Here is a 21,627-nt window from a genome sequence, read left to right as displayed (position 1 = left end):
ATGGGCGCACGCATGAACAAGCGCGATTTCCTCCGACTGGCCGGCGCATCGGCTGCGGCGGCTGCCATGGCCGGCTGCACCGACCCCAAGCCCAGCTTCAACGCCGTCGACATGACCGGCGCCGATTACGCCAAAAACTTCGCCCTGAAGGATGCCGACGGCAAGGAGCGCACGCTCGCCGACTTCAAGGGCAAGGTCGTGGTCCTGTTCTTCGGCTACGCCCAGTGTCCCGACGTCTGCCCCACCACCATGACCGAGATGGCGCAGGTCAAGCAGCAGCTCGGCAAGGACGGCGACAAGCTGCAGGTGTTGTTCGTCACCGTCGACCCCGATCGCGACACGCCCGAAGTCATGAAGGCCTACATGGGCGCCTTCGACCCCGCCTTCGTCGCGCTGATCCCCACGCAGGACCAGCTCGCGGCCATGGCCAAGGACTACAAGGCCTACTACAAGAAGGTCGACGGCAAGACGCCGACGAGCTACTCGATGGACCACTCCGCCGCCAGCTACATCTACGACACGCAGGGCCGGTTGCGCCTCTACGCGCGCTACGGTGCCGGCGTCGCGCCGATGGTGGCCGACGTCCAGGCGCTCATCAAGCAGGGCTGAGCCGATCGGCGCGCCATGAAAAAGAGCCCCCACGTTCACTCACTGCGTGTAGCTCTCGGCCCCCCGAGGGGGCGCTTCATGCCTTGGGGCGGCCCGGCGGCATGAAAAAAGCCCGGTGCATGCACCGGGCTTTTTCGTTGGGAAGTGCGCTCAGGCTCAGGCGTAGTCGGCCAGTGCCTTCTTCATCTTCTTCATCGCCGCGACCTCGATCTGGCGGATGCGCTCGGCCGAGACGCCGTAGTCAGCCGCCAGTTCGTGCAGCGTCATGCCGCCCGAGCCGTCGTCGTTGACCTTGAGCCAGCGCTCTTCGACGATGCGGCGGCTGCGGTCGTCCAACGCTTCGAGCGCGGTCGAGATGCCATCGCTCGACAGCCGGTCGCGCTGGCGCGACTCGAGCTGGGCGGTCGGCTCCTGCGTGGCGTCGGCCAGGTAGGCGATCGGGCCGAAGGCCTCGTCGCCATCGTCGGACGGGCTCGGGTCGAGCAGCACGTCGCCACCGGACAGCCGCATCTCCATCTCGAGCACTTCCTCGCGCTTGACGTTGAGCTTCTCGGCCATCTGCGTGACCTGGCTGTCGGTCAGCGTCGCGCGGTGCGTGTCGCCATCGGCGGCGGCATCGTCGGCCTTGAAACCCTGCTTCATCGAGCGCAGGTTGAAGAACAGCTTGCGCTGGGCCTTGGTCGTCGCGACCTTGACCATGCGCCAGTTCTTCAGGATGTACTCATGGATCTCCGCCTTGATCCAGTGCATGGCGTAGCTCACCAGCCGCACGCCCTGGTCGGGGTCGAAGCGCTTGACGGCCTTCATCAGGCCGATGTTGCCTTCCTGGATCAGGTCGCCGTGCGGCAGCCCGTAGCCCAGGTACTGGCGAGAGATCGAGACGACCAGGCGCAGGTGCGACAGCACCAGCGCGCCCGCGGATTCGAGGTCGTTGTGGTCGCGCAGACGGCGAGCGAAGCCCTGCTCTTCTTCGAGCGTGAGCATCGGCAAGCGGTTGGCGGCCGAAATATAGGCGTCCAAGTTGCCCAGCGGCGGCACCATCGACCACGGGTTGGCGACGGCGAGTTGGTGGGTCGTAGAGGCTCCAGACAGACTTGTCATTGGGGAAACTCCTTTGTTCATCGACATATTAGCACTCGGTTAGAGGGAGTGCTAAGGCAAGGGTTCCCCAACGGTGAGGGCCAAAACCGGCATCGAATTGTTCACGAAAGTTCTCATTTTTGAGGCGTTTCACAGTTCGACGGGCTCCGTCAATCAATTGTGGCTGAAAAATGGCGGCCGGCGCGACCGGTGGTGCGCCAGCGCCCGCAGAGGCGTTTTTTCCAGCAGCAAGGGAGTTCGTCAGCCATGCCACGCCTCATCATCCTGTCCAAGGCCGGGACCCCCCGGCAGATCAACCTGGCCGAGGGCCGGACCACCATCGGTCGAACAGACCGGAATACCCTGGTGCTCGACAGCCCCCTGGTCAGCCGGGCCCATGCGGCGATCGACGTCGTCGGCACCTCCGTCACGGTGACCGACCTGCGCAGCAGCAATGGCACGCTGGTGAACGGCCGCAAGATCGGCGTGCATCCGCTGAAGAACCGCGAGGTGCTGGAGATCGGCGATGTGCAGCTGCGCTTCCTCTCGGTGGTGGAGGCGGCACGGGACGCCGAGCCGCTCCGTCTGGCGCCGCGGACGGATTTTTCGCCCTTCGACGAAACCGCCTACCCGCGCACCATCTTCCCGCGCCGCTGATCAGCCGAGCAGGGCCTGCGCGAACTCGCGCGCGTCGAAGGTCTCGAGGTCTTCCAGCTTCTCGCCCACGCCGATGAAGTAGACCGGGATCGGCCGCTCGCGGGCGATGGCACACAGCACGCCGCCCTTGGCCGTGCCGTCGAGCTTGGTGACGATCAACCCGGTCAGGCCCAGCGTTTCGTCGAAGGCCTTGACCTGCGCCAGCGCGTTCTGGCCGGTGTTGCCGTCGATCACCAGCAGCACCTCGTGCGGCGCGGTGGCGTCGGCCTTGGTGACCACACGCTTGATCTTCTTGAGCTCGTCCATCAGGTGCAGCTGCGTCGGCAGCCGGCCGGCGGTGTCGACCAGCACCACATCCTTGCCGCGCGCCCGGCCGGCATTGACGGCATCGAAGCTCACCGACGCCGGGTCGCCGCCCTCGTTGCTCACGATCTCGACCGTGTTGCGGTCGGCCCAGACCAGCAGCTGCTCGCGCGCCGCCGCCCGGAAGGTGTCGGCCGCGGCCAGCAGCACCGACGCGCCTTCGTTCGCCAGGTGCTTGGTGAGCTTGCCGATGGAGGTGGTCTTGCCGGCACCGTTGACGCCAGCCACCATGATCACGGTCGGCGTGTACTGGCCGATGACCAATGGCTTTTCCAGCGGGCGCAGCAGGTCGGTGATGGCCTCGGCGAGCAGGCGACGCACCTGCTGCGCGTCGGTCGCCATCTGGCGTTTGACGCGACCGCGCAGGTCCTCGAGCAGGAACTCCGTCGCTTTCACGCCGGTGTCGGCCATCAGCAGGGCGGCTTCCAGTTCTTCGTAGAGCGCCTCGTCGATCTGCGCGTTGACGAACACCGCCTGGATGCCGGTGCCGGTCTTTCGCAGGCCGGTCTTGAGCTTGTCGAGCCAGCCGGTGCGCGACGGGGCAGGGGGCGCGATGACGGGCGCAGGGGCCGGCACTGCCACGGGGGCCGGTGTCGGGATCGACGGGGGTGTCGCCACGGGGGGCGTGGGCGGCACGACCGGTGCTGGCACAGGCACAGGCGGTAGCGAGGGCGCAGGAGGCGCGGTCGGTGCAGGCGGCGCCTCGCCCCGGAACCAGCTCGACGGCGAGAACATCGACTTGGCGGGCGGCGGTGCCACGGGCACCTCGACGGCTGGCGCTGGCGCCGGAGCAGGCGCGACAGGGGCATCGACCGGCGGTGGGGCGGCCTCGGCCGGCTTTTTCTTGAAGAAACTGAACATCAGATGGTTTTTACAATCCGACCCATTCTATGAAACACCCCTCGCCACGCCGCACAGCGTCCGGTGCGGTGCTGACCCTGGCGCTCGTCGCGCCATGGACGCTCCCCGCCCTGGCCCAAACGCTCCCGACTCCCGCCCCCTCCACCGCCGACGCCCGCGCACCTGTGGCCGGTGCGTCGACCCAGGCGCGCCAGTTCACCCTGTCGAACGGCATGACGCTGATCGTTCAGCCCGACCGCCGCTCGCCCACCGCCGTCCACATGGTGTGGGTGCGGGTCGGCTCGATGGACGAGGTCGACGGCACCTCCGGCGTGGCGCACGCCCTGGAACACATGATGTTCAAGGGCACCAAGCACATCAAGCCGGGCGAGTTCTCGCGCCAGGTCGCAGCCCTGGGCGGGCAGGAGAACGCCTTCACCACGCGCGACTACACCGGCTACTACCAGCAGATCCCCAACGGCAAGCTGGAAGACGTCATGAAGCTCGAGGCCGACCGCTTCGCCGACAACCAGTGGCCCGATGTCGAATTCCAGCGCGAGATCGAGGTGGTCAAGGAAGAGCGCCGCATGCGCACCGAAGACCAGCCGCGCGCGCTGCTGGGCGAGCAGCAGAGCGCGGCCGTCTTCGTCGCGTCGCCGTACCGCCGGCCGGTGGTCGGCTGGATGAGCGACCTCGACGCCATGACGGCCGACGATGTGCGCAGCTTCCACCGCCAGTGGTACGTGCCGGCCAACGCGGCGGTCGTGGTCGCGGGCGATGTCGACATCGAGCGCGTGCGTGCGCTGGCCGAGAAGTACTACGGCCGCATCCCGGCCCGCGCCGTGCCGGCGCGCAAGCCGCGGACCGAGCCCGAGCAGCGTGGCATCCGCCGCATCGAGTTCAAGGCGCCGGCCGAGCAGTCCTACGTGTCGCTCGCCTTCCGCGCGCCGCGGCTGGAAAGCCTCGACGGCGAGAGCGACGTCTGGGCGCTGGTCGTGCTGTCGGCCCTGCTCGACGGCTACCCTGGCGCGCGGCTCGACCGGGCGCTGACGCAGGGGCCCGACCGCGTCGCCGACGAAGCGGGCTCGTACGCCGGCCTCACCGGCCGCGGGCCGCAGCTCTTCGAGCTCGACGGCGTGCCGGCCGCCGGCAAGACGCCCGAGGCGGTCGAGGCCGCACTGCGCGCCGAAGTCGCCCGCGTGGCCCGCGACGGCGTTGGCGCGGCCGAGCTGGCCCGCGTCAAGACGCAATGGGTCGCCAGCCAGACCTACAAGCTCGATTCGGTGATGGCGCAGGGCCGCGAGCTCGGCGCGAACTGGGTGCAGGGCCTGCCGCTGGACGCCAGCGCCCGGATCGTCGCGCAATTGCAGAAGGTCACGGCCGCGCAGGTGCAGGCCGTCGCCGCGAAGTACTTCGGCGACGACCAGCTCACGGTCGCGACGCTGCGGCCGCTGCCGCCCGAAAAGAATCCGCGCCCGCGCGGCTTCAACACCCCCGCCGGACCGCTGCGCTGAAAGACCGCCCCATGCTGACCCTGAAGAAGATCGCCGGCGGTGCCGTCATCGCGAGCACCGCCCTGCTGGCTGCGCTGAGCGCGCAGGCCGCCATCCCCATCCAGCACTGGACGCTGGCCAACGGCGCCAAGGTGTACCTCGCGGCCACCGACGCGCTGCCGATCGTCGACGTGCAGATCGACGTCGACGCCGGCAGTCGGCGCGACCCGGCCGCGCAGGCCGGCCTGGCCAGCGCCAGCGCGGGCATGGTCGAGAAGGGCGTGCGCGCGAGCGACGCCGGCCCTGCGCTCGACGAGAACGCGCTCGGTGAAGCCTGGGCCGACCTGGGCGCGAGCTTCGGCGCGGGCGCGGGTGCCGAGCGCACCAGCTTCTCGCTGCGCTCGCTGTCCGACCCGGCGCTGCTCGACCGCGCCGTGGCCCTCGCCGCGCGCGAGATCGGCGAGCCCTCGTTCCCTGCCGACGTGTGGCAGCGCGAGCGCGAGCAGATCAACGCCGCGCTGAAGGAGGCGAACACCAAGCCCGGCACCGTCAGCGCCCGCACCTTCTCGCAGGCGGTGTACGGCACGCATCCCTACGGCCAGGAGACGACCGAGGCGACGCTCGCGAAGATCGACGTCGAGACGATGCGCACGCGCTACGCGCAGCTGATCCTGCCGTGTCGCGCCAAGGTGAGCATCGTTGGCGCCGTCACGCGCGCGCAGGCCGATGCCATCGCCACGCGCCTGCTGGCACGGCTGCCCGCGCAGGACGGCCGCTGCGAGCCGCTGCCGGCCGTGCCCCCCATCGCCGTCCTCACGGCGCCGAAGGAAGAGCGCATCCCGTTCGCGTCGGCGCAGGCCCATGTCGTCATCGGCCAGCCGGGCTACCTGCGCACGGACCCGGACCACTTCGCGCTCACGATCGGCAACTACATCCTGGGCGGCGGCGGCTTCGTCTCGCGGCTGATGAACGAGGTGCGCGAGAAGCGCGGTCTGGTGTACGGCATCTCCAGCGGCTTCGCACCGGGCCTGCATGCGGGCGCCTTCCGCGTCGGCTTCCAGACGCGGCCCGACCAGGCCGACGCCGCGGTCCAGGTGTCGCGCCAGGTGCTGGCCCGGTTCGTCGCCGAAGGCCCGACCGAGGCGGAGCTGAAGGCCGCCAAGGACAACCTCATCGGCGGCTTCCCGCTGCTGCTCGACAGCAACCGCAAGCTGCTGGGCAACGTGTCGAACATCGCCTGGAACGACCTGCCGCTGGACTATCTCGACACCTGGACGGCACGCATGAACGCGGTCACTGTGGCCGACATCAAGGCCGCCTTCGCGCGCAAGCTGCAGCCCGACCGCATGGTGACGGTCGTGGTCGGGGCCAAACCTTGACGACCTGGGCGCATTCGCGGGCTATGCTCGGCCCATGAAGAAGGTTCCCACCAAGACACCTGCCAAGGTGCCGCAACACGACAAGCGCCCCCACGAAGTCCGCATCATCGGCGGCCAATGGAAGCGCACCCGCCTGGCCGTGGCCGACAAGCCGGGTCTGCGCCCCACGCCCGACCGCGTGCGCGAGACGCTGTTCAACTGGCTCGCCAGCCTGGCCGGCGCGGGCGGCGGCGAGCTGCCGGGCTGGCACTGCCTCGACGCCTTCGCCGGCACGGGGGCGCTGGGCCTGGAAGCCGCCTCGCGCGGCGCCGCCTCGGTGCTGCTGTGCGAGCAGGACGCCGATCTGATCGCGCAGCTGCAGAAGGCCAAGGCCAAGCTGTCGGCCGACGCGGTGCGCATCGAGCGCGGCAACGGGGTGACCGCGCTGGAGCGCGTGCCGGCCGGCAGCTTGCAACTGGTGCTGCTCGACCCGCCCTTCGAGAGCCCGGCGCTGTACGAGCCCGCACTGCGTGCGGCCGCGCGCGCGCTGCATCCCGACGGCGCGGTCTACCTCGAGGCGCCGCGCCGCTGGGCCGACGACGAGCTCGCCGCCTTCGGTCTGGCCGCCTTCCGCCACCTGAAGGCCGGCGCCGTGCACGCGCATCTGCTGCGGCCCCTCGCCGCTGCGCCTGCGGACCCCGCACATGCCCCTGCATAATCCGCCGACCCCGGCCGCTGCGGCCGACAAGGAGTACCTATGTCCAGCGTGATCGCGGTCTATCCCGGCACATTCGATCCCATGACGCTGGGCCACGAAGACGTGGTGCGGCGCGCCACCCAGCTCTTCTCGAAGGTCGTCGTCGCGGTCGCGGCGGGCCACCACAAGAAGACGCTGTTCTCCCTGCAGGAGCGCATCGAGATGGCGCGCGAAGCCGTGGCGCCCTACAGCGACCAGGTGGTGGTCGAAAGCTTTTCCGGCCTGCTGCGCGACTTCGTCGTGGCACGCGGCGGCAAGGCGATGGTGCGGGGCCTGCGCGCCGTGACCGACTTCGATTACGAGTTCCAGCTGGCCGGCATGAACCGCTCGCTGATGCCCGACGTCGAGACGGTGTTCCTCACGCCCAGCGACAAGTACCAGTTCATCTCCAGCACCTTCGTCCGGGAGATCGCCATGCTCGGCGGCGAGGTCGACAAGTTCGTCTCGCCCTTCGTGCAGGACAAGCTCGTCGCCAAGGTGCGCAGCCTCGGCCGCGAATGACGCCCCGACTCCATTCCCTGGGCGACGCCGCACTGCTCTGCGAGCTGCCGCCGCCCGCCACGCTCGCCCAGCAGCAGCAGATCTGGGCGCTCGCCAACGAGGCCCTGCAGTGGCCCGCCGTGCAGGAAGCCCTGCCGGGCATGAACAACCTCACCTTGATGTTCGACCCGGCCCGCATCGATGCCGCCGAGCTCGAGATGCAGGTGCTCGCGGCCTGGCCGCAACTGGCGGCGACGGCCATCGAAGGCCGCACCATCGAGATCCCCGTGGCCTATGGTGGCGAGCACGGTCCCGACCTGGCCGACGTCGCGGTGCACACCGGCTTCACGCCCGCTGAAGTGGTGCGCCGCCATGCCGCGGGCGAGTACGTGGTCTACCTGCTGGGCTTCCTGCCCGGCTTCGCCTTCATGGGCGGGCTGGCGCCCGAACTGGCCACGCCGCGTCGCGCCGAGCCCCGCGTCGCGGTGCCGGCGCGCTCGGTCGGCATCGGCGGTGCGCAGACCGGCGTCTATCCGCTGGTCTCGCCCGGCGGCTGGCAACTCATCGGCCGCACGCCGCTCGAGATGTTCGACCCCGCCGCCGCGGAGCCGACCCTCTTGCGGCCGGGCGACCGCGTGCGCTTCGTCGTCGAAAGCGTGCAGACATGATCGCCGTCCTCAAGCCCGGCATGCTCGCCTCGGTCCAGGACCTGGGCCGCCACGGCCACCGCCAGAGCGGCATCTGCCCCGGTGGCGCGCTCGACACGCTCGCCCTCACCATGGCCAACCGCCTGGTCGGCAACCCTGACGAAGCCGCAGGCCTCGAACTGACCATGGGCGGTTGCGAACTGCGCTTCGACACCGCCACCCGCATCGCGCTGGCGGGCGACGACTTCGGCGCCCAGCTCGACGGCGTGCCGATCTGGCCGTGCTGGAGCGTGCCGGTGCAGGCCGGCCAGACCCTGAAGCTGGCCGGCGCCAACGTCGCGGCGGGCAAGAAGGGCCTGCGCACCTGGCTGGCGGTGGCGGGCGGCATCGACGTGCCGCCGGTGCTCGGCTCGCGCAGCACCGACCTGAAGGCCGGCTTCGGCGGCCTGGCCGGCCGTGCGCTGAAGAAGGGCGACCGGCTGCCGCTCGGGGCGCCGACCCTCAACAGCGCGCAACTCGCGCGGCGCCGCTTCGGCGTGCGCCCGCCCGACTGGGTGATCGACGACCGCGAGTTTGGCGAGGCGATCCCGCTGCGCGTGATGCCGGGCCCCGAGGCCGGCCTGTTCACCCCGGCCTCGCTGGCGGCGCTGTGGCGCGAGCCCTGGCGCGTGACGCCGCAGAGCAACCGCATGGGCAGCCGGCTCGAAGGCCCGGTGCTCGAGCGCAAGCGCGCCGGCGACATGCTGTCGTCGGGCGTCATCCCCGGCACGATCCAGGTGCCGCCGTCCGGTCAGCCGATCATCCTGATGGGCGACGCGCAGACGACCGGCGGCTACCCGCGCATCGGCGTGGTGATCCGGGCCGATCTCTGGAAGCTCGCCCAGGCGCCGCTCGGCGGCATGCTACGGCTGGTGCAGGTCGACGCGGCCGAGGCGCTGCAGGCCTGGACCTTGCAACAACGCCACCTGATGCAAATGACCCAGGGCCTGGCCGCGAGCGGCTGGCCCGTGCCGCCCACGGCGGCGCAGCCAGCGGTCGAACCATCCGACGGAGCCCCCACGAAGGAGTGACCCCATGCAGATCGACTTGAACGCCGACCTCGGCGAAGGCGCCGGCAGCGACGAAGAATTGCTCAAGCTGGTGAGCTCGGCCAACATCGCTTGCGGCTGGCATGCGGGCGACGCCAGCACCATGCGCCAGTGCGTGCGCTGGGCCATCGACAACCACGTCGCCATCGGCGCGCACCCGAGCTTTCCCGACCGCGCGAACTTCGGCCGCAGCACCATGCATCTGCCGCCCGAGGAGATCGTGGCCGGCGTGCTCTACCAGATCGGCGCACTGGCCGCGATCGTCAAGGCCGAGGGTGGCACGCTGGCGCACGTCAAGCCGCACGGTGCGCTCTACAACCAGGCGGTGAAGGAGCCCGAGCTGGCCGCCGCGATCGTCGATGCGGTGCGCCGTTTCGACCCCGGCCTGCGCTTCTTCGGGCTGGCCGGCAGCGGCATGATCAGCGCCGCCGAACGCGTTGGCCTGAAGCCGGTGGAAGAGGTCTTCGCCGATCGCGGCTACATGCCCGACGGCAGCCTGGTGCCGCGCAGCCAGCCGGGCGCGCTGATCGAGGACGAGGAACAGTCGCTGGCGCAGACGCTGTCGCTGGTGCGCGACCACCGCGTCACGGCCATCGACGGCAGCGTGGTCGCGGTCAACGCGCAGTCCGTGTGCCTGCACGGCGACGGCGCGCACGCGCTGGCCTTCGCGCGGCGCATCCGCTCGACGCTCGAGCGCGAAGGCATTGCCGTCATGGCAACGGCCTGAGTTCGAAGCCGCCTGCGCGGCTTTTTCTCGCCCGCGCACCCGCGGGCCTTCTTGTTCCCGATCCTGGACAAGCGCCACGCGCGAGCGTGACCTTTGTCCTTGGTGGCCCCGCACCCAGCGGCTAAAAGGGCGCCATAAAAATCGGACAGGGAGTCGTCACATGGGTCATCTCGAATTGCGAGACCTCGCGCTGAGCGTGCGCGAGCTGCCCGACCGCAGCTTCGGCTGGGTCATCCTCGAAGGCACCGGCGAGCAGAGTGTCTTCGCCAACTACACCGTGATGCAGAGCGCCGAGCAGGGCTATGCGAGCTATGCCGACGCGCTGCTGGCGGGCTTCGTCGCCCTGCGCGGGCTCACCGGGCGCAATGGGCCGCGCGGCGTGGGCCGGCTGCACCACGACCCATGAATTCAGACGGGCTGCAGCTCGCGCAGCCAGTCGACCAGGGCTGCGTTCACCGCGGCGGGCTGCTCCATCGTGAGCATGTGGCCGGCGCGTTCGATCCACCGCAGCCTGGCGTGCGGCACCAGCGCCGCGATCTCGCTGCTGCAGTCGGGCGGCGTCAGCCGGTCGGCATCGCCGCACAGCACCAGCACCGGACAGCGGACCTGCGGCAGGTGCCGGCGCGCGTCGGGCCGCTGCATCACCGCGCGGTTCTGGCGGATGAGCTGCGCGGCGCCGCCGTGCAGCACCATCTCCACATAGCGCCGCATCAGCGCCTTGTCGGCCGCCTGCGCCGGATGGAAGGCGAAAGCGGCGTTGAACTCGATCACGTCGCGCGCCTCGCCGCGTTCGAAGAGCTCGATGGCCGACTCGCGCAGCTGGAACATCTCGGGCGTTTCCGGCCGCGCGTTGGTGCCCAGCAGCGCGAGGCCGACGATGCGCTCCGGCGCCTGGCGCGCGGCCTCCATCGCGATCATGCCGCCCAGCGACGCGCCGCAGAGGATCAGCGGGCCGTCGTTCTCGGCCAGCACCGCCGCGGCCATGCCTTCGATGCAGTCGTGCCGCGCATGCACGTCGGCCACGCGGACGTCGAGGTGGGGAGGCAGCGCAGGCCGCTGGGCCTGCCAGAGGCGCTCGTCGCAGGCGAGGCCGGGCAAGAGGACAAGTCGGGACATGGCGCCATTGTGTTGCATGGACTGCAGCGCGGTCGATGCGGGGACAATCGGTGCCAGCCATGACCACATCCCCCTCCGTTCCCACCGAATTCATCCTCATCCGCCACGGCGAAACCGACTGGAACCGCGAGCTGCGCTTCCAGGGCCACGTCGACATCCCGCTCAACGACACCGGCCACGAGCAGGCGCGCCGGCTCGGCCTGCGGCTGGCGGGGGAGGCGGTCGACCGGGTCTACAGCAGCGACCTGATGCGCGCGCAGCAGACGGCCACGCCCGCCGCGCAGCAGCTGGCCTTGCCCATCGTCACGCAGGCGGCGCTGCGCGAGCAGCACTTCGGCGTGGTGGAGGGCATGAAGGCCGAGGAGATCCGCGCGCTGCATCCGCGCGCCTGGGAGCAGTGGCTGGAGTTCCGCGAAGACCACGCCATGCCCGAGGGCGAGTCGCCGCTGCAGTTCCACGCGCGCATCCTCGCCGCGCTCGGCGCGCTGGCCACCGCGCACACGGGGCAGCGGCTGCTGGTGGTGACGCACGGCGGCGTGCTCGACATGGTCTGGCGCACCGCGCGCGGGCTCGGCCTCAACGGGCCGCGGCAGAGCGACATCCCGAACGCCGGCATCAACCGCATCCGCCTCGCCGACGCTTCCAATCCGTCGCAGATCGAGGTGCTCGACTGGGCCGACGCCCGGCACCTGGCCGACCTGCCGGCGCAGCCGAACTACGACCAGCGCCGGCACTTGAAGTAGGACGGCCGCGCGCCGCCCGCAGCCGATGAAACCGGCGCGCCCAACTGCCAGGGCACCCGCGGAACCGGCTTTGCCGGGCCGCCGGGTGCGCCCCCTTGAGGGGCTGAAGGCCGCGGCTCCAAGTCTGCCTGCGCAGACTTGGACGGCCTGAAGGGCCGCAGCCTCTGGCTGCGAGCGCAGGGCGGCGACACGCAGTGCGCAGCTTCGGGGGTGGGCCTCACCAGTCCGCGTGGTGCCGCGCGTACAGGTCGAGCACGATGTCCTTCACGCCTTCGACATGCGCGGCCACGGCCTGCGCCGCCGCCTCGGCATCGCCGCGCCGGCAGGCCGCGACGATCAGCCGGTGGTCTTCGTTCGAGCTGCGGTTGAAGCCGGCCAGCGACAGCTGCATGAAGGACATGCGCTGGATGTGGCCCTGCAGCATCGCGAGGATCTGCTTGGACAGCGGCTTGTCCGCCGCGCGGTAGAGCAGGTCGTGGAAGCGGCCGTTGAGTTCGCTGAAGGCCCAGGCGTGGCCAGCGTCGTCCATGGCGGCGATCAGGCGCTCGGCCTCGTCGAGGTCGGCGTCGGTCAGCAGCGGCGCGGCGGTGCGCATCAGGTGCGGCTCGACCATCATGCGCAGCTCGAAGGCGTCGCGCAGCTGGCCCAGCGTGAGCGCCTTGACCAGCGCGCCGCGGTTGAGCAGCAGCTCGACGAAGCCGTTGGCCTCCAGCGTGCGCAGCGCCTCGCGCACCGGGATCTTGCTGACGTGGAACAGCGTCGCCAGCTCGTCCTGCCGCAGTGCCTGGCCCGGCGCGAAGAGGCCGCGCACGATGGCCTGCTGCAGCAGATGCACGATGTCGTCGGTCGACAGCCGGCCGCCGGCCTCGCCGAGGCGCGCGCGCACCAACGCCTGCAGCGGCGATTCGGCCACGGCCGGGGCTTCAGATGGCGGTGTCTTGACGACGGGCATGGCCTTCGTGGATCGTGTCGCGCACGAAGCCGCAGATCTCGTTGAACAGCGGGTCTTCCTGCATCTCGGCGCGGCGCGGCCGCGGAAAGGGCACGCGGATGTCGGCGACGATGCGCGAGGGCCGCGCGTTCATCACCAGCACGCGGTCCGACAGGTACACCGCTTCGCGGATGCTGTGCGTGATGAAGATCGCGGTCTTGTGCACCTGGTCCCAGAGCTGCGCGAGCATCAGGTTCATGTCGTCGCGCGTGATGGCGTCGAGCGCGGAGAAGGGCTCGTCCATCATCAGGAGGCGCGGGTCGTTGATGAGCCCGCGGCAGATCGCCACGCGCTGGCGCATGCCGCCCGACAGCTCGGCCGGCCGCTTGTCGCGGAAGGCCCAGAGGTCAGTGAGCTTCAGCAAGCGCTCGGCTTCGCCCAGGTAGTCGGCGACCGGACGCTTCTGCGTGCGGATGGGGAACAGCACGTTGTCGAACACCGTCTTCCACGGCAGCAGCGTCGCGTCCTGGAAGACATAGCCGAAGTCGCGTCGCGGCGCCGTGATGGGCGTGCCGCCGACGGTGATGCGGCCGGTGGTCGGCGTCTCGAGCCCGCCGATCATCGACATCAGCGTGCTCTTGCCGCAGCCGCTCGGGCCGACCAGGCTGACGAAGTCGCCCTCGGCGATGTCGAAGTCGGCGCGCTCCACCGCATGCACGTCGCCGTTGCGCGTGGTGTAGGTCTTGCGGGCCGCCTGGACGGAGATGTAGCTGGCGTCGCGATCGGCCGCGACGCTCGTCGGTTGCAGCCAGGTGCGGCGGGTGTCGGTCATCGCGTTCATTCGCCGAAGGCTTTCTGGGTCCAGCGTTCGAGCCACGCGACCGCGCCGTAGAACAGCAGCCCGAAGGCGCACAGCACGACGATGGCGGCGAGGATCAGCGAGGTGTCGGCCTGCGAGGAGGCGAAGAGAATCAGGTAGCCGAGCCCGGCCTGCGAGGTGATGAACTCGCCCACGATCACGCCGATGATGGCGAAGGTCGTCGCGATCTTCATGCCGCTGAAGACATAGGGCAGGGCGTGCGGCAGCCGCACCGAGGCGAACACCTGCCAGCTCGAGGCGGTGAGCGCGCGGCACAGGCGCAGCAGCGACTTGTCGACGTTGTCCAATCCAGCCAATGCGGCGATGACGACCGGGAAGAAGCTGATGAAGACCGAGAAGGTCAGCCGCGACTGGAAGCCGATGCCCAGCCACACGATGAAGAGCGGCGCCAGCGCGATCTTCGGGATCAGCTGGAACAGCACGACGTTCGGGTAGAGCATCTGGCGCATCAGGCCCGAGGCGCTCAGCAGCGCCGCCAGCGCGACGCCCAGCACGGACGCGATGGCGAAGCCCGCCACGCTTTCCCACACGGTAGGCCAGGCGTGCTGCATCAGCAGCGGAAAGGTCTCGACCAGGCGCAGGCCGATGGCACTGGGCGTGGGCAGCAGCACCTCGCGGATGCCGAAGGCACGCACCACCGCTTCCCACAGCAGCAGCGTGCCGAGGGCGAAGGCCAGGGGCAGGCCGACGCGGCGGATCGGGCTGTCGGGGGCGATGCTCATGGGGTGGCCAGGCCGTCGAGCAGCGCGACCATCTCGTCGGTGCTGCTGGTCCAGCCGAAGAACTTCTCGATGTTGAACACGCTCACGTCGAACACCGCCTGCGAGCCGGCCTGCAGCGTGGCGTCGGCCACCATCACGGCGAAGAACTCGCGGTGGAAGGCGTCGCGCACGGCGGTCTCGACGCACACGTTGGTGTTGACGCCCACGAACACCAGCGTCGTGATGCCGTGCGCACGCAGCAGCATCTCGAGGTTGGTGCCGGCGAAGGCGCTGTAGCGCGGCTTGTGCACGACGGGCTCGTGCGGCAGCGGCGTCAGTTCGGCGACGATGGCGTGGTCCCAGGTGCCGCGGATCAGCAACTGGGCGCCCGGGTTGGCGCGCATGTACTTCAGCGGGTTCGACTTGTGCCACATCGGCGAGGTGGGCGGACCGGCCTCGGCCAGGCTCTCGCTCCAGCCGTTCTGCGCGTGCACCACCAACAGGCCGGCACGGCGCGCTGCCTGCAGCACGCGTGCCGCACGCGCGATCACCGGCGGCGAGCCCGACACGTCGAAGCCGGCCAGGTCGAGGTAGCCGCCCTTCGACAGGTAGCCGTTCTGCATGTCGATGACGACCAGGGCGGTCTGCGCCGGCTCGGCCGTCAAGGGCTCGGGCCGCGCCGGAATCACGAAAGGCATCAGGCGATTCCGAGCATCTTGTTGTACGGCGCGACGTTCTTCTTGATGGCGTCCCACTCGGCGGCGCTCAGCTTGATCTTGCCGACGAAGCGGTTGGTTGCCAGGTCTTCGGGGCGCAGCGGCTTGGCGTCGGCGGTGAGCGCGCCGGCCTTGGCGGCCAGCGAAATCATGCTGGCCAGCGTCGGGATGCTGCTGTAGCCCATGCCGTTCTGCATGGCTTCGGGCGCGACCATGGTGGCCTGCGCCAGGCCCTGGGAGATGACGGCGTTTTCCTTGCCGCCCTTGGCCATCGCGATCTCGGGCTGCGCCTTGTAGAGGATCTCGAGCGACGCCTGCGGGTTCTTCAGCGTGTAGACGACCGATTCGAGGATGCCGTCGACCATCGCCTGGCACAGGCCGGCGTCGGCATCGATGGTCTCGCGGCGGGCGATGACTTGCGCGGCGTACAGCTGCACGCCTGCATTGGCCCACGGGATGAAGCGCGTCTTCACGCCCAGCGAGTCGAGCACCGGGATGCTCGACGAACCGATGGCGGTGATCGCGTCGACCTGCTTGTCCATCAGCGCGCGCTCGATCAGGCGGGCGTCGAGCTGCTGCCGCGTGACCTTGGTCAGGTCGATGCCGGTCTTGGCCGCGTAGGCGGTCCAGTAGGGCGATTCGGCCGAGGTGGCGACGGTGCCGACGCGCTTGCCTTCGAAGTCCTTCGGGCCGCGGATCGGCGAATCTTCCAGCACCAGGTTGCCCATCAGCGCGTCATAGCCGACGGTGGCCAGCGCCTGCAGCGGCAGGCCGCGCGCCATGTTCACCAGCGTGCCGCCGAAGAAGACCACGCCCAGGTCGAACTGCTTGTTGGCCACGGCCTGGGCGGCCGCCACCGAGCCGTTGCCGCGCGAGACGGTCAGGTCGATGCCGCGCTTCTTGAAGTAGCCCAGTTCCTTGCCGACCATCGGCCAGTAGTTGGAGCCGTTCACCACCCAGGGCAGCGTGAGGCTGATGGCGCGCGTCTGCGCGAAGGCCGGCGCGGCGATCAGGCTGCAGGCGGCGGTGGCACCCGCCGCCTGCAGGAGGCGACGGCGCGACAGGGTGGCGGGCAGGGCGGACGAACGGATGGGGTGCATGAAAACTCCAGAATGCGGCGGCCCATCGCGCGCAGGCCCCGCGATGCACCAAAACGTATACGAAACCAGATACGCTAACGTGATGCCCTGCCGTAAGCAGGTTGCGTACCAAGCCGGCGAGTCGCCGGTCGGTCAGGCGCGCTCGACCCAGCCCTCGGGCACTGCCTGCAGCAGCGGGCTGTGGAACACGCCGATCAGGCGCGCGGCGCGTTCGGCGCCCAGCGTCTGCTGCCAGCGCTCGCCCTGCAGCATCGCCACGCCGCAGGCCAGCACCTCGGCACGGAGCGACTCGATCAGCGTCCACGGCGCCTTCAGCGTGCTGCCGCTGCTGACCGCGTCGTCGACCAGCACCACGCGCTTGCCCTGCACCAGCGGCAGCAGGTTCGGGTCGAGGTAGACGCGCTTGCCGGCCGTGGGCGTGGTGATGGACTGCACGGCGCCCGAGAGCGCCTCGTCGTACCAGAACTTGCGCGAATAGCCCATCGGCACGTAGCGCGTGTGGCCCAGGTGGCGGGCGACCACGGGCGCGAAGGTCAGGCCCAGCGTCGGGATGCCGATGACCACGTCGGGCTTCAGCGGCGCCAGCTTGTCGGCCAGCATGCGGCCCAGCGTCTCGATGACCTCGAGCGAGGCCTGGTTGCAGATCAGCGAGGCGACCGCCTGCGTCGGCTCGCTCGCGAGCTGGCGGATCGGCAGCATCAGCACGCGGCCATCGGGCAGGCGAGCGGGATAACCGTAGCGCCAGGGCGCCGCGGGGTGGGCGACCTGATCGGGCTCGATCAACTGCTGCCAGTAGGCGGTGGTCGCTTCGGTGTAGTGCGGGGTCATGGACTTGAACGGAAAGGGCGGGACTGGCGCGGCGTCGGATGGTACGCGTCAGTTCGCGGCCGGCAGGCGCAGGCCGGCGTACACGCGGTCGAGCTGGCGCTTGAGCCGCCGCGATTCGGGCTGGCCGTTGACCTGCTGCTGCAGCAGGCCCTGCGCCGCGCCCAGCGTGCGCTCGGAGCCGCGACGCACCAGTGCGTCGAGGTGGACCTGCTCGAACAGGTCGCGCTGCGCATGGCTGCCGCCGATCTCGATGAGGCGCGGCAGGGCCAGGCCCAGCCCGGCGATGGCGCCGTCCATGTCGCCGCGCGCATGGGCCAGCAGCCCGTGTGCGGCCGGGACGCAGACGCGCACCCACGCATCGCGTGCCCCGGCGGGCGCCGTCGGGGCAAAGGCCTCGATGCGCTGCAGCAGCACGTCGGCTTCCGGCCGGCCGGCACGCGCCAGGCCATAGAGGTACTGCAGGTCGAGAAAGGGCAGCACATGGTCGTCCAGTCGGGTGATCAGACGCTGCGCCACGTCCTGCCAGCGCGCGCCGACGTCGATGCCGGCCAGCTCGAAGCGCGCCAACAGCGACACGGCGCCGATCTGGTCCTGCGTGTAGTCGGGCACCACGCCCCAGACTTCGCGGTCGTACACGGCCAGCGCTTCGGCCTCGTGGCCCAGGTCGATGAGGAACAGCGCCACGTGCCACCAGTTGTGCGTGACCATGAAGGAGTTGAGGCCGGTCCAGGTGTCGCTCACGCTGCGCAGGAAATCCAGGCCCTCCGACAGTCGGCCTTCGGTCAGCATGACATGGCCCAGCGCATGGTGCGCCCAGGGTTCCTTGCGGCACATCGCGATGGCGCGTCGCGCGCTGGCCTCGGCCTCGCGCATGCGGTGGCACTGCTCGTGGCCGAAGGCCGCCATGCCGTGCAGGTAGGGTACATCGGCCGCGTGCGGCAGGGCGGCCAGGGCGAGCCGCAGCATGCCGGGCCCGTCGCCGCGGTTGAAGCAGTGGTACTGGCCGAGCTTCACCGACACCAGGTCACGCGGATGCGCCTGCGCCTGTTCTTCGTGCAAGGCGATCGCGCCGTCGATGTCGCCGTCGATCCAGGCGGCGACGGCCGCGATGAAGCGCTGCTCGCGTGCCGTCCCACGTGACGCGCCCTCTTTTGCGCGGGCGATGAAGGGCCGCGCGTTCGGTGCACCCTCGCGCGATTCGGCGAACATGTGCAGCGCGGCGCAGCAGGCCTGCACCAGCGGGCTGGTGTCTTCGGCGGCCTGGAGCACGTTCGCGGCGCGCGCCTCGCAGGCGATGAAGCCGCCGACGAAGTCGTCGACCGCCGTCAGGCTAGCGGGCTCATCGAGCGTGACGGCGTTGCCGAGGATGTCGGTCAAGGGGCGGGGCGCTGCGCTCACAGAAAGGTCCTCGAAGGTAGTGGCTCCTGCCATGGTGCCACGCTCTCGCCGCGCCCGTCGACGCTACACGCCGGCCTGCTGGTGGCGGTGCTCCTGCGTCAGCCCGCCATAGCCATAGGCGGCAGCCCGCGCGTCGATCACGTGGACGTACGACACCTCGTGCAGGTCGGGCAGCAGCGCCGCCATGGCCGCGTGCACCTCCCGCAAGTAGCGCGCCTTCTCGGCCTTGGTGTTGGTCTCGTCGGTGATGCTGATGTCGAGCTGGAAGGCGCTGCGGCCGAGCGAGGCCAGCGTCTCGCCGCCGATGAACCACTGGTCGGCGGCGATGTGCTGCACCGCGACGGCGATCACCGGCAGCTTCTTGTCGAGCACCGACTGCGTCAGACGCACCACGGCATCGACCGCCTGGCGGGTCCGGGTGGCATCGGGTGCGCCGGAGAGGTGAAGGACGATGTGTGGCATGGCGGCTCCTGGGATGGCGAATGAATGAGGGTGATTCTTCGTCGTTGAACGCCATCGGAAAAGCGGGAAGATAAGATGGATTCCATCGGAATATCGGGTGGATTCAATGGCAACCTTCGACATCGAGCAGCTGCGCACCTTCGTGGCTGTCGCCGAAGCCGGCAGCCTCACGGCGGCGGCACCCCGCGTCTTCCTCTCGCAATCCTCGGTCAGCGAGCAGGTGCGCAAGCTGGAGGAGCGCGCCGGCCGGTCGCTGTTCACCCGCAGCAAGGCGGGCGTGGCGGTGACGGAGGCCGGCGCGCGCCTCCTGGACCATGCGCGTGCCATCCTCGCGCTCAGCGAGACGGCTTACCGTGACATGCGCGACGAACAGCTGCAGGGCACGTTGCGCCTGGCCGTCACCGACTATTTCCGGCCGGCCGAACTCGCGGGCCTGCTGGCGCGATTGGGCGAGCGCTACCCGCAGGTGCGCCTGCATGTGAGCGTCATGAAAAGCGGCGACGTCGAAGCCGCGTATGCGCGCGGCGAGGTCGATGTCGGCGTGGCGATGCGCATCGCCGACACAGCCGCCGTGGCGCGCGGCGCGGTGCTGCGCCGCGAGGCCCTGGTCTGGATGGGTGCGCGAGGCCTGTCATGGCAAAAGGGCACACCGCTGCGGCTGCTGGTGCTGCCCGACACCTGCGCGCTGCACCAGTTCACCGTGAAGCTGCTGCGGCAGCGGCGCGTGCCTTACGAGGTGGCGCATGTCGCGTCGGGCGTGGCCGGCCTGCAGTCCGCATTGGCCGCGGGCCTGGGCGTGGCCTGCCTCAACGAATCGGCGTTGTGCGACGGTGTGGTGCCGCTGCGGCTGGCCGGGTTGCCGGCGCTGCCGCGTGTCGCTTTCCATGTGCTCCCGGCCCGACAGGGCGAAAGCGACTTCGTGGCACGGGCGCGCGAACTGCTGGTGGCGCAGTTCGCCTGAGCCTCTTCACACCTTTTCAGTGTTCCGCAGCGCCACACGTCACCGCAGCCGATGAAACCGGCCCGACCGAGGCCAGAGCACCCGCGGAACCGGCTCAGCCGGTCCGCCGGGTGCGCCCCCTCGAGGGGGAAGCGGCGACACGCAGTGCGCCGCTTCGGGGGCGGTCCATTTCACCCCCAGGAGAGGGCCGACAGGTCGTTCGCGAAGATCGGCAGTTCCTTCCACAGCCCCTTCACGTTCTTCTTCGCGATGGTCGGGAACTGCGGCTGGAACAGGAAGCCGTTGGCCGCGTCAGCGGCCAGCATCTTCTGCGCGTCGCCGAGCAGCTTGTTGCGCTCGGCGATGTTGCCGGTGTTCTTGATCTTGTCGAACAGCGCCACGAAGGGCTTCGACTGGTAGCCCCAGTAGTAGTCGGACTTGGCGTAGTTGCCCAGGTCGAAGGGCTCGACGTGCGACACGATCGACAGGTCGTAGTTCTTGTTGCCGTAGGTGCCGCTGAGCCACTGCGCCCACTCGACGTTCTGCACCTTCACCACGATGCCGATCTTGGCGAGCTGGGCCACGACCATCTCGCCGCCCTGGCGGGCGTAGGGCGGCGGCGGCAGCGTCATCGTCAGTTCGAGCGGCGTCTTCACGCCGGCTTCGGCCATGAGCTTCTTGGCCTTCTCGATGTCGAAGGGGTTCACGCCGGTGGTGTCGACGTAGCCGGGCGCACCGGGCACGTAGTGGCTGCCGATGGGCGTGCCGAAGCCGTCGGCTGCACCTTCGATGATGGCCTTGCGGTCGAGCGCGGCCAGGATGGCACGGCGCACCCGCACGTCGTCGAGCGGCTTCTTGGCGTTGTTGATGGCCAGGATGGTCTTGCCGCGCGAGCCGGCCAGGATGGTCTGGAACTGCGGATTGGCCTTGAACTGCGCCACGATGCGGGTGGCCGCGCGCGGGAACACGTCGACATCGCCGGCCAGCAGCGAGGCGGCCTGCGCGGCCGGGTCGGAGATGAAGCGGAAGGTGATCTTGTTGATCTTGGCCTGGCCCGGGTTGCGGAAGCCGTCCCACTTGCTCAGCGTGAGCGACGCCCCCTTGTTGTAGGTATCGAGCTTGTAGGGGCCGGTGCCGATCGGCTTGGTGGCGTTCGTATCGGCGCTCTTGGGCTCGACGATGATGGAGGTGGCCTGGCCGAGCACGAAGGGGAAGTCCGGGTCGATTTCCTTGTTCAGCAGCACGACCGTGTAGTCGTCGATCACCTGCACGCCGAGGTTGGCGAAGGTGCGCTTGTCCTTGTTGACGCTCTTCTCGCCGCCGGCGCGCTCGAAGGCGAACTTCACCGTCTGGGCATTGAAGGGCTCGCCGTTCTGGAACTTCACGCCCTTGCGCAGTCGGAAGGTGTAGGTCTTCAGGTCGGGCGAGATGTCCCAGCTCTCGGCCAGGAGCGGCGTCACGCTGCCGTCGGCGTTGATCTTGGTCAGCGTCTCGTAGATGTTGTAGAGCGTGACTTCGCTGATCGACACGGCGGCGGCTACCGTCGGGTCGAGGCCGGTCGGCTCCAGCGTCATGCCCAACACCATCGCGTCCTTGCGGCTTTGCGCGAACGCCAGCGAGGGGAGGGCCGAGGCGAGCGCGGTGGCGGCGGAAGCGGTGAGAACGGTGCGGCGTTTCAACATGGTCAGGCTCCTGGAAAGGGCGGAAGGAAGA

At 69.7% G+C, this 21,627-nt stretch carries 24 protein-coding genes; 12 read left to right on the top strand and 12 right to left on the bottom strand.

Annotated elements, in window-relative coordinates:
• Positions 1 to 12: 12 nt before the first annotated feature.
• Entirely contained in the window at positions 13 to 609 is a 597-nt protein-coding gene (locus QTH86_RS12945; RefSeq protein ID WP_286644289.1) for an SCO family protein, read from the top strand.
• 156 nt (positions 610 to 765) lie between these two features.
• Here QTH86_RS12945 and rpoH read toward each other — a convergent pair whose 3' ends face one another.
• Positions 766 to 1,710 carry an RNA polymerase sigma factor RpoH gene (gene rpoH, locus QTH86_RS12940; RefSeq protein ID WP_286644290.1) on the bottom strand — a complete coding sequence of 315 codons (945 nt, stop codon included), beginning with the start codon at positions 1,708 to 1,710 and terminating at the stop codon, positions 766 to 768.
• Between the two features lie 246 nt (positions 1,711 to 1,956).
• Between rpoH and QTH86_RS12935 the strand changes: the two genes are divergently transcribed.
• Positions 1,957 to 2,346, top strand: a complete 390-nt coding sequence (locus tag QTH86_RS12935; protein WP_286644291.1) for an FHA domain-containing protein — start codon at positions 1,957 to 1,959, stop codon at positions 2,344 to 2,346.
• Here QTH86_RS12935 and ftsY read toward each other — a convergent pair whose 3' ends face one another.
• A complete protein-coding gene (gene ftsY, locus QTH86_RS12930) occupies positions 2,347 to 3,570 on the bottom strand; it encodes a signal recognition particle-docking protein FtsY (RefSeq protein ID WP_286644292.1) in 1,224 nt (407 codons plus the stop codon).
• Positions 3,571 to 3,599: 29 nt separating this feature from the next.
• On the opposite strand from ftsY, the gene QTH86_RS12925 reads away from it, so the two are divergent.
• The 8 genes from QTH86_RS12925 (at position 3,600) to QTH86_RS12890 (ending at position 10,505) form a co-directional block, all read left to right on the top strand.
• Positions 3,600 to 5,063, top strand: coding sequence for a M16 family metallopeptidase (locus tag QTH86_RS12925; RefSeq protein ID WP_286644293.1), 1,464 nt, complete (start codon positions 3,600 to 3,602; stop codon positions 5,061 to 5,063).
• A gap of 11 nt (positions 5,064 to 5,074) precedes the next feature.
• Complete coding sequence (locus QTH86_RS12920) at positions 5,075 to 6,421, top strand: M16 family metallopeptidase (protein ID WP_286644294.1); 1,347 nt, start codon at positions 5,075 to 5,077, stop codon at positions 6,419 to 6,421.
• Positions 6,422 to 6,455: 34 nt separating this feature from the next.
• The gene (locus tag QTH86_RS12915; protein ID WP_286644295.1) at positions 6,456 to 7,118 is read left to right on the top strand and encodes an RsmD family RNA methyltransferase; all 663 of its coding nucleotides are present in this window, start codon (positions 6,456 to 6,458) and stop codon (positions 7,116 to 7,118) included.
• Between the two features lie 39 nt (positions 7,119 to 7,157).
• Complete coding sequence (gene coaD, locus QTH86_RS12910; RefSeq protein ID WP_286644296.1) at positions 7,158 to 7,658, top strand: pantetheine-phosphate adenylyltransferase; 501 nt, start codon at positions 7,158 to 7,160, stop codon at positions 7,656 to 7,658.
• Positions 7,655 to 8,305 (top strand): 5-oxoprolinase subunit PxpB, encoded by a 651-nt coding sequence (pxpB, locus tag QTH86_RS12905; RefSeq protein WP_286644297.1) that lies wholly within the window; start codon positions 7,655 to 7,657, stop codon positions 8,303 to 8,305. Before coaD ends, pxpB begins: the two co-directional genes overlap by 4 nt.
• Positions 8,302 to 9,354 carry a 5-oxoprolinase subunit C family protein gene (locus QTH86_RS12900; RefSeq protein WP_286644298.1) on the top strand — a complete coding sequence of 351 codons (1,053 nt, stop codon included), beginning with the start codon at positions 8,302 to 8,304 and terminating at the stop codon, positions 9,352 to 9,354. The genes pxpB and QTH86_RS12900 overlap by 4 nt, the downstream gene beginning before the upstream one ends.
• Before the next feature lie 4 nt (positions 9,355 to 9,358).
• Entirely contained in the window at positions 9,359 to 10,099 is a 741-nt protein-coding gene (pxpA, locus tag QTH86_RS12895; RefSeq protein WP_286644299.1) for a 5-oxoprolinase subunit PxpA, read from the top strand.
• A gap of 160 nt (positions 10,100 to 10,259) precedes the next feature.
• Complete coding sequence (locus tag QTH86_RS12890; RefSeq protein ID WP_286644300.1) at positions 10,260 to 10,505, top strand: hypothetical protein; 246 nt, start codon at positions 10,260 to 10,262, stop codon at positions 10,503 to 10,505.
• Positions 10,506 to 10,507: 2 nt separating this feature from the next.
• Here QTH86_RS12890 and QTH86_RS12885 read toward each other — a convergent pair whose 3' ends face one another.
• Positions 10,508 to 11,215, bottom strand: coding sequence for an alpha/beta fold hydrolase (locus tag QTH86_RS12885; RefSeq protein ID WP_286644301.1), 708 nt, complete (start codon positions 11,213 to 11,215; stop codon positions 10,508 to 10,510).
• A gap of 59 nt (positions 11,216 to 11,274) precedes the next feature.
• Between QTH86_RS12885 and QTH86_RS12880 the strand changes: the two genes are divergently transcribed.
• Positions 11,275 to 11,958 (top strand): histidine phosphatase family protein, encoded by a 684-nt coding sequence (locus QTH86_RS12880; protein ID WP_286644302.1) that lies wholly within the window; start codon positions 11,275 to 11,277, stop codon positions 11,956 to 11,958.
• Positions 11,959 to 12,175: 217 nt separating this feature from the next.
• Here the strand turns inward: QTH86_RS12880 and QTH86_RS12875 are convergent, their stop codons facing one another.
• The 8 genes from QTH86_RS12875 to QTH86_RS12840 all read right to left on the bottom strand — a co-directional run bounded on the left by QTH86_RS12875 (position 12,176) and on the right by QTH86_RS12840 (position 18,974).
• Positions 12,176 to 12,910 (bottom strand): GntR family transcriptional regulator, encoded by a 735-nt coding sequence (locus QTH86_RS12875; protein ID WP_286644303.1) that lies wholly within the window; start codon positions 12,908 to 12,910, stop codon positions 12,176 to 12,178.
• Positions 12,882 to 13,721 (bottom strand): ABC transporter ATP-binding protein, encoded by an 840-nt coding sequence (locus QTH86_RS12870; protein WP_286644304.1) that lies wholly within the window; start codon positions 13,719 to 13,721, stop codon positions 12,882 to 12,884. Before QTH86_RS12870 ends, QTH86_RS12875 begins: the two co-directional genes overlap by 29 nt.
• Positions 13,722 to 13,726: 5 nt before the next feature.
• Positions 13,727 to 14,491 carry an ABC transporter permease gene (locus QTH86_RS12865; RefSeq protein ID WP_286644305.1) on the bottom strand — a complete coding sequence of 255 codons (765 nt, stop codon included), beginning with the start codon at positions 14,489 to 14,491 and terminating at the stop codon, positions 13,727 to 13,729.
• On the bottom strand, positions 14,488 to 15,168 hold the full coding sequence (locus tag QTH86_RS12860) for an isochorismatase family protein (protein ID WP_286644306.1): 681 nt from the start codon (positions 15,166 to 15,168) through the stop codon (positions 14,488 to 14,490). Before QTH86_RS12860 ends, QTH86_RS12865 begins: the two co-directional genes overlap by 4 nt.
• Positions 15,168 to 16,286: an ABC transporter substrate-binding protein gene (locus QTH86_RS12855; RefSeq protein ID WP_286644307.1), complete on the bottom strand. Its 1,119-nt coding sequence runs from the start codon at positions 16,284 to 16,286 to the stop codon at positions 15,168 to 15,170. The genes QTH86_RS12860 and QTH86_RS12855 overlap by 1 nt, the downstream gene beginning before the upstream one ends.
• A gap of 132 nt (positions 16,287 to 16,418) precedes the next feature.
• Positions 16,419 to 17,114 (bottom strand): phosphoribosyltransferase, encoded by a 696-nt coding sequence (locus QTH86_RS12850; protein WP_286644308.1) that lies wholly within the window; start codon positions 17,112 to 17,114, stop codon positions 16,419 to 16,421.
• A 48-nt stretch (positions 17,115 to 17,162) separates the two neighbouring features.
• Complete coding sequence (locus tag QTH86_RS12845) at positions 17,163 to 18,512, bottom strand: tetratricopeptide repeat protein (RefSeq protein WP_286644309.1); 1,350 nt, start codon at positions 18,510 to 18,512, stop codon at positions 17,163 to 17,165.
• Positions 18,513 to 18,575: 63 nt separating this feature from the next.
• Positions 18,576 to 18,974, bottom strand: a complete 399-nt coding sequence (locus QTH86_RS12840; protein ID WP_286644310.1) for a tautomerase family protein — start codon at positions 18,972 to 18,974, stop codon at positions 18,576 to 18,578.
• A 106-nt stretch (positions 18,975 to 19,080) separates the two neighbouring features.
• On the opposite strand from QTH86_RS12840, the gene QTH86_RS12835 reads away from it, so the two are divergent.
• Positions 19,081 to 19,935: a LysR family transcriptional regulator gene (locus QTH86_RS12835; RefSeq protein WP_286644311.1), complete on the top strand. Its 855-nt coding sequence runs from the start codon at positions 19,081 to 19,083 to the stop codon at positions 19,933 to 19,935.
• Positions 19,936 to 20,105: 170 nt separating this feature from the next.
• Here the strand turns inward: QTH86_RS12835 and QTH86_RS12830 are convergent, their stop codons facing one another.
• Positions 20,106 to 21,596 carry an ABC transporter substrate-binding protein gene (locus QTH86_RS12830; protein WP_286644312.1) on the bottom strand — a complete coding sequence of 497 codons (1,491 nt, stop codon included), beginning with the start codon at positions 21,594 to 21,596 and terminating at the stop codon, positions 20,106 to 20,108.
• Positions 21,597 to 21,627: the final 31 nt, after the last annotated feature.

This window comes from Variovorax sp. J2L1-78 (assembly GCF_030317205.1).
GTDB classification, from domain to species: Bacteria; Pseudomonadota; Gammaproteobacteria; order Burkholderiales; family Burkholderiaceae_C; genus Variovorax; species Variovorax arabinosiphilus.
Note: the sequence above shows the minus strand (reverse complement) of the source record. Positions and strands in the feature narration are given on the sequence as shown.